Genomic DNA, 6,811 nt, shown 5'->3' on the forward strand with positions numbered 1-6,811 from the left:
ATTTCGGCTGCACCCGACCAAAAGCGTGGTAGCCCTTCGGGCAGGCCATACGGGGATGACGGAAGAAGCCCAGGGGGAGCGGTCTGCTGCGCGAGCTTCGTGGAAGCGCGCTGCGCGCGCCCTTGAAGCTTGCGTTGTTGTGGTGGTCGTTTGCTAGAGGGCGATGCCGGTGAGGACCATTGTGCGTTCCTCGGTGAAGTCCTCCATCGCCGACCGCACCCCCTCCCGCCCAGTCCCCGACCCCTTCACCCCGCCATAAGGCATCTGGTCGGCCCGATAAGACGGCACATCCCCGATGATCACACCGCCCACCTCCAACTCCGCCGCCGCCTCGAACGCGACCGTGACGTCCCGTGTGAACACGCCTGCCTGCAACCCGTACTCGGTCGCATTCGCCTGCTCGAACGCCTCCGCCACCGACGACACCACGGACACCGCCAGCACCGGCCCGAACACCTCCTGGTGCCATAGCCGCGCCTCCGCCGGCACGTCCGTCAGCACGGCGGGCTCCACCGACGTCCCCTTCCGGCCGCCGCCGACGTGCAGGGTCGCCCCGCCGGAGACGGCCTCCGTCACCCACTCCTCGACGCGACGGGCGTTGTCCTCGTCGATCAAGGGGCCGACCTCGACCTCCGGGTCGTGGGGGTCACCAGTTTTGAGGGCGCGCACCTTCTCGACCAGCTTCGGCACGAACTCCTCGGCCACGTCCCGGTGCACCAGCACCCGCTGTACCGCGATGCAGGACTGCCCTGCCTGGTAGTTGCCGAAGGTCGCGATGCGGGAGGCTGCCCAGTCCAAGTCCGGCCAGTCCGGGCACACGATGGCGGCGCTGTTCGAGCCCAGTTCCATCAGCACGTGCTTGCGGGGTGCGCTGTCGGTCAAGGACCAACCGACCGACGTCGAGCCGGTGAACGAGATCACCGGCAAGCGCTCGTCGGTGACCAGGGACTTCATGTCCGCGCCGCGCACCGGCAGCACGGAGAAGGCGCCCTCCGGCAGGTCCGCCTCGGCCAGGATCTCGCCCAACAACAACGCCGACAACGGGGTCGCGGAAGCGGGCTTCACGATCACCGGAGCGCCTACGGCCAGGGCCGGGGCGACCTTGTGGGCCACCAGGTTCAGCGGGAAGTTGAAAGGGGCCACGGCCAGCACGGGACCGCGGGGGACCCGTCGGACCACCGCCAGGCGGCCCTCGCCGTTCGTGTCGGTGTCCAGGCGTTGGAGGTCGCCGGTGAACCTCCTGGCTTCCTCGGCCGCGAAGCGGAAGGTGTTGACCGCTCGTTGGACCTCGATGTTCGCCCACTTGAGGGGCTTGCCGTTCTCGGCGGTGATCGTTTCCGCGATCTCCTCGGCGCGGTCGGCCAAGGCCTGTGAGACGTGCAGCAGGGCCTTGGCGCGCACGTGTGCCGGGGTGCGGCGGAATTCCCTGGTCACGGCAGCCGCCGCGGCCACCGCACGTTCCACCTGGTCGGGGCCGGGTACGGCGACCGACGCCACCTCCGTGCCGTCGTAGGGGTGGCTGACGGTGATGGCACCCGTGCCCTGCTCCGGGCGTCCGGCGATCCAGCAGGGCCGGGGCTGCGGGGTGAACGCGTCCATAGGGCACAACCTAGGCCGTTCTGAGCATCCGGTGCAGGTCTGAGACGATGTCAGCCGTGTCCGAAACCAGCAGCCGCCCCGTCTTGGTCGTCGACTTCGGTGCGCAGTACGCGCAGCTGATCGCCCGTCGCGTGCGCGAAGCACAGGTCTACTCCGAGGTCGTGCCGCACACCGCGAGCGTGGCCGAACTGCTGGAGAAGGACCCGGCGGCGATCGTGCTGTCCGGCGGGCCGTCCAGCGTCTACGAGCCGGGTGCGCCGCAGGTGGACCCGAAGCTGTTCGAGGTGGGCGTGCCGGTGTTCGGCATCTGCTACGGCTTCCAGGCGATGGCGGGCGCGTTGGGCGGCACCGTCGAGCACACCGGGACCCGCGAGTACGGGCGCACCGAGGTCAACGTGCAGTCCGCGGGCGGCCTGCTGCACGAGGAGCTGCCCGGCAGCCACCCGGTGTGGATGAGCCACGGCGACTGCGTGACCAAGGCCCCCGAGGGCTTCACCGTGACCGCGTCCAGCGACGGCGCGCCGGTGGCCGCGTTCGAGGACCGGGAGCGCCGGTTCGCGGGCGTGCAGTACCACCCCGAGGTCGGCCACTCGCCGCACGGCCAGGAGGTGCTGCGGCGGTTCCTGCACGAGATCGCGGGCATCCGGCCCCAGTGGACCACCTCGTCGATCGTGGACGAGCAGGTCGCGCGCATCCGGGAGCAGATCGGCGACGGCAAGGCGATCTGCGGCCTGTCCGGCGGCGTGGACTCCGCCGTCGCGGCGGCGCTCGTCCAGCGTGCCATCGGGGACCGGCTGACCTGCGTGTTCGTCGACCACGGCCTGCTGCGGGCGGGCGAGCGGGCGCAGGTCGAGCGGGACTACGTGGCCGCCACCGGCGTGAAGCTGGTCACCGTGGACGCGCGCGAGCGGTTCCTGAACGCCCTCGCCGGGGTCACCGACCCCGAGGAGAAGCGCAAGATCATCGGCCGCGAGTTCATCCGCGTGTTCGAGCAGGCCGAGCGGGACCTGAAGGCCGAGGGCGACTACCAGTTCCTCGTGCAGGGCACCCTCTACCCGGACGTGGTCGAGTCCGGCGGCGGCGCGGGCACGGCGAACATCAAGAGCCACCACAACGTCGGCGGCCTGCCCGACGACCTCCAGTTCACCCTGGTCGAGCCGCTGCGGGCGCTGTTCAAGGACGAGGTCCGCCGGGTCGGGACCGAGCTGGGCCTGCCGGAGACCATCGTGCAGCGGCAGCCGTTCCCGGGGCCGGGCCTGGGCATCCGGATCATCGGCGAGGTGACCGGCGAGCGCCTGGACATCCTGCGCAAGGCCGACGCGATCGCCCGCGAGGAGCTGACCTCGGCGGGCCTGGACCGCACCATCTGGCAGTGCCCGGTCGTGCTGCTGGCGGACGTGCGCAGCGTGGGCGTCCAGGGCGACGGCCGCACCTACGGCCACCCGGTCGTCCTGCGCCCGGTGTCCTCCGAGGACGCGATGACCGCCGACTGGACCCGCCTGCCCTACGACGTGCTGGAACGCATCTCGACCCGGATCACCAACGAGGTCGCGGAGGTCAACCGGGTCGTGCTCGACGTGACGAGCAAGCCGCCGGGCACCATCGAGTGGGAGTGATCCCGCCCCGGACGTGAAGAAGGGCCGCTCCTCGTGGTGAGGAGCGGCCCTTCTCGTCGTGGGGCGTCAGCGGCGGCGGGCGGAGCTCGCGAGGAGGCCCAGGCCGATCACCATCGCGCCGCCCGCGAGCGCCCAGCGCAGGTCCAGGAAGTCCGGCCACGCCGCGCCGTCGGAGAGCATGTAGGCGGCGGCGACCAGGGCCGCGACCCCGAACACCAGGCCCACCACGTCGAAGCCACGCTTTTCTTGCAGTTCCTGGTCAGCCACGGCTCACCACCACCTCTCCCATGCCGGCCCGAACGTCGAGCTCGATCTTCAACCCGCCCTCGCCGTCGGGGCCGTTGTCCGTCACCCACTCCTCCGGGTTCTTGCCGTCCGACCGCTTGTCCAGGCACGTCACCGCGCCCAGGTCGGCCTCGCAGGTGGCGACCACGTCGGCGTTCTTCGGCACGACCACGCGCACCTCGCCCAGGCCGACCTCGACCTGCGTCTTCACCGAGCCCGACGCCGGCAGCCCGGTCAGGTCCACGTCGACCGTGCCGACGTTCGAGTCGTACTTCGACTGCACGTCCGCGATGGCAGTCGGCCGCGACGACACGTCGCCGTACCGGTCGGACTCGTTCCACTCCGGGAAGCTCACCGAGGTCATCACGACCCCCACCACGCTCAGCGGCACGACCAGCCCGATCAGGCCCTTGCCGCCGCCGCGGAACGCGCCGACCACCATGCCGAGCCCGAGCGTGGCCACGACCAGGCCGATGACGTGCGGCGCGGTGAACCAGTCGCTGTACCCCGACGCCACGATCGACCCGGCCAGCACGACCAGCGCCAGCCCGAACGTCGCCCCGGCCACGCGGGACTTGCGCCGCCGCGGGCGGGTCGGCGTGACCGGCGCCGGCGGGGTCGTCGGCGTCGGCTCCGGCAGGTCCCACGCGAACGGCGCGGCGCCCAGCGGGTCCCAGGCGGGCGGGGTCACGCGGGTGGTCGGGGCGTCTGCGGTGTCCACGTGGCTCACCTCGGGGCTCGGGGCGGGACGGTTCAGCGCGCCGCGGCCTCGGTGCAGCGCGTAGATCGCGCCGGCGGACAGCAGGAGCCCGCCGACCATCGTGAAGCCGCCGTCGAAGAACAGCCCGGTCGCCGGCAGCAGGGCCAGCCCGAGCAGCACGGTCAGCGGCGCGGGCGTCGAGCTGCGGCCCCGGCCGACCAGCGACTCCGCGGCCGACACCTCGTCGTCCTGCTGGGCCAGGAACAGCCAGCCCAACAGGTAGACCAGGACCCCGGCGCCGTTGCACAGCGCCATTGCCACGAACGCCACCCGGACGATCACCGGGTCGATCTGGTACCGCTCGGCGATACCGGCGGCGACACCGGCGATCTTGCGTCCCGCGTGTGGCCGCCTGGGCCTGCTGACCCAGAAGTCCTTCAGCGTCTCTTCGACGCCGGCTGCGCTCAGGTTCCCGCTCACGATGACGAGCATCGCCGTCAGCGGGCACGATGCGCATCGGGGACCCACCCTGAAACCCGCATCGGGTGGAACCCTGATGAATCCGAACACCGCTCGTGTGACGATCGGTGGTGTGACCTCGCAGGTGGTGGAGACCGTGGACAGGCAACCGGTCGCGGCCAGGCAGACCCGCTACCCGGACCCCGTGCGCCGCAGGCGCGGCGGCCGGGTCGTCGCGGGCGTGGCCGGCGGCGTGGCCGACCACCTCGGCGTGGACGTGTTCTGGGTGCGCGCGGCCTTCGCCGCGCTGACCGCGCTCAACGGCGTCGGCATCGTCGCGTACGGCCTGCTGTGGCTGTTCGTGCCGCAACGCGACGCCGCCGAACCGGAGCGGCAGTCCGGTTCCAAGGAACGCCAGCAGGCACTGGGCCTGGTCGCCCTGGGCATCGGCGCGGCGGTGGTCAGCGGCCTGCTGTCGGGCCCGATCAGCGGCTGGATCGTCGGCCCGCTCGCGGTGGCCTTGGTCGGCGCGGCCGTGGTGTGGCGCGAGGCAGACGAGGCCCAGCGACGGCGCTGGCGCGACGGCGCGAAGTCCGGCCTGCTGGGCAGTGGCAGGTCGGCGATCGTCCGGGTGCTCGCGGGCGTCGCGCTGGTCGCCATCGGCATCGGCGTGCTGCTGGTCAACAGCTACGGCATCGACCAGTTGAGGTTCGCGCTGCTCGCCGTGGTCGCGACCCTCGGCGGCGTGGCGGTGCTGACCGTGCCCCTGTGGATCAAGCTGATCAACGACCTGGGCGAGGAGCGCCGGGTCCGCATCAGGACCGAGGAACGCGCCGAGATCGCCGCCCACCTGCACGACTCCGTGCTGCAAACCCTGGCGCTGATCCAGAAGCAGTCCGAGAACCCGCGCGAGGTCAAGCGCCTGGCCCGGGGCCAGGAACGCCAACTGCGCGAGTGGCTGTACGGCCGCAACGTCGAGGACAACACCCAACCCACCACCCTGTCCGCCGCCATCGCCAAGGCGTCCGGCGAGGTGGAGGACCACTTCGCCCTGACCGTCCAGCAGGTCGTAGTTGGCGACTGCGAACTGGACCCGAACCTGCTGGCCCTGGTCCAGGCGGCCCGCGAGGCGATGGTCAACGCGGCCAAGCACGCGGGCGTCGCCGAGATCAGCGTCTACGGTGAAGTGGAACCCGAACGCGTGACTGTCTTCGTGCGCGACAGGGGCAAGGGCTTCGACCCGGACACCGTCCCCGAGGACCGGCATGGCCTCGCGGACTCGATCCGGGGGAGGATGGACCGGCACGGCGGCGAAGTCCGGCTGCGCACGACCCCCGGCGAGGGGACGGAAGTGCAGCTGTACATGCCGAGGTCCGGGAACTAGGAGGGGTGCGGACGTGACAGGCCGGGAAACACCGGTGCGGGTCTTCCTCGTGGACGACCACGCACTGTTCCGCGCCGGAGTGCGCGCCGAACTGGACTCGATCACCGACGAGGTCGACGTCGTCGGCGAGGCCGGCTCCGTGGGCGAGGCGGTGGTGGGCATCAACCACGTCCGCCCGGACGTCGTCCTGCTGGACGTGCACATGCCCGACGGCGGCGGCGCAGAGGTCCTGCGCCAGGTCCGAACCACCCTGCCCGAGGTGGTCTTCCTGGCCCTGTCGGTGTCGGACGCGGCGGAGGACGTCATCGCTGTGATCCGCGCGGGTGCCAGGGGTTATGTCACCAAGACCATCTCCAGCCAGGAGTTGGTTCGAGCGGTCGTCCGAGTCTCCGAGGGCGACGCGGTCTTCAGCCCCCGCCTGGCCGGCTTCGTCCTGGACGCCTTCGCGGACAGGCCGGGTGCAGCCCCGATCAGCGACCCGGAACTGGACTTGCTGACACCGAGGGAGCGGGACGTGCTGCGCCTCCTGGCGCGGGGTTACGCGTACAAGGAGATCGCGTCGGAACTCTTCATCTCGGTGAAGACGGTAGAAACCCACGTATCCAGCGTCCTCCGCAAAACCCAACTCTCAAACCGCTACGAACTCTCCCGCTGGGCCTCAGACCGCCGCCTGGTATAACAAAAAGCCCATGCGCCCGCAGGGCGCCCGAAGTAGCTCGCGCAGCAGACCTCCCAACTTGGGCTTCTTCCGTCATCCCCGTATGGCCT

Annotated in this window: 6 protein-coding genes; 3 read left to right on the plus strand and 3 right to left on the minus strand. The window is 71.0% G+C overall.

What is annotated here, in order from left to right; genetic code table 11:
- Positions 1-153 precede the first annotated feature (153 nt).
- Positions 154-1,599 carry an aldehyde dehydrogenase family protein gene (locus WBN91_RS38465; RefSeq protein ID WP_337729242.1) on the minus strand — a complete coding sequence of 482 codons (1,446 nt, stop codon included), beginning with the start codon at positions 1,597-1,599 and terminating at the stop codon, positions 154-156.
- A 47-nt stretch (positions 1,600-1,646) separates the two neighbouring features.
- On the opposite strand from WBN91_RS38465, the gene guaA reads away from it, so the two are divergent.
- On the plus strand, positions 1,647-3,215 hold the full coding sequence (guaA, locus tag WBN91_RS38470) for a glutamine-hydrolyzing GMP synthase (protein WP_337729241.1): 1,569 nt from the start codon (positions 1,647-1,649) through the stop codon (positions 3,213-3,215).
- Between the two features lie 66 nt (positions 3,216-3,281).
- Here guaA and WBN91_RS38475 read toward each other — a convergent pair whose 3' ends face one another.
- On the minus strand, positions 3,282-3,482 hold the full coding sequence (locus tag WBN91_RS38475) for a hypothetical protein (protein ID WP_121225059.1): 201 nt from the start codon (positions 3,480-3,482) through the stop codon (positions 3,282-3,284).
- A complete protein-coding gene (locus WBN91_RS38480) occupies positions 3,475-4,680 on the minus strand; it encodes a PspC domain-containing protein (protein ID WP_337729240.1) in 1,206 nt (401 codons plus the stop codon). The genes WBN91_RS38475 and WBN91_RS38480 overlap by 8 nt, the downstream gene beginning before the upstream one ends.
- 76 nt (positions 4,681-4,756) lie before the next feature.
- Between WBN91_RS38480 and WBN91_RS38485 the strand changes: the two genes are divergently transcribed.
- Entirely contained in the window at positions 4,757-6,043 is a 1,287-nt protein-coding gene (locus tag WBN91_RS38485; RefSeq protein ID WP_443217884.1) for an ATP-binding protein, read from the plus strand.
- A gap of 13 nt (positions 6,044-6,056) precedes the next feature.
- A complete protein-coding gene (locus WBN91_RS38490) occupies positions 6,057-6,722 on the plus strand; it encodes a response regulator transcription factor (RefSeq protein ID WP_337729239.1) in 666 nt (221 codons plus the stop codon).
- Positions 6,723-6,811 lie beyond the last annotated feature (89 nt).

The sequence above is a fragment of the Saccharothrix sp. CCNWYY140 genome, from assembly GCF_037401995.1.
In the GTDB taxonomy this organism is placed as follows: domain Bacteria; phylum Actinomycetota; class Actinomycetes; order Mycobacteriales; family Pseudonocardiaceae; genus Actinosynnema.

Bases quoted from the DNA above. Each gene is read 5' to 3' on its own strand.
- WBN91_RS38485 (WP_443217884.1), top strand. From the start codon at position 4,757: ATGAATCCGAACACCGCTCGTGTGACGATCGGTGGTGTGACCTCGCAG.
- WBN91_RS38465 (WP_337729242.1), bottom strand. From the start codon at position 1,599: ATGGACGCGTTCACCCCGCAGCCCCGGCCCTGCTGGATCGCCGGACGC.
- guaA (WP_337729241.1), top strand. From the start codon at position 1,647: ATGTCAGCCGTGTCCGAAACCAGCAGCCGCCCCGTCTTGGTCGTCGAC.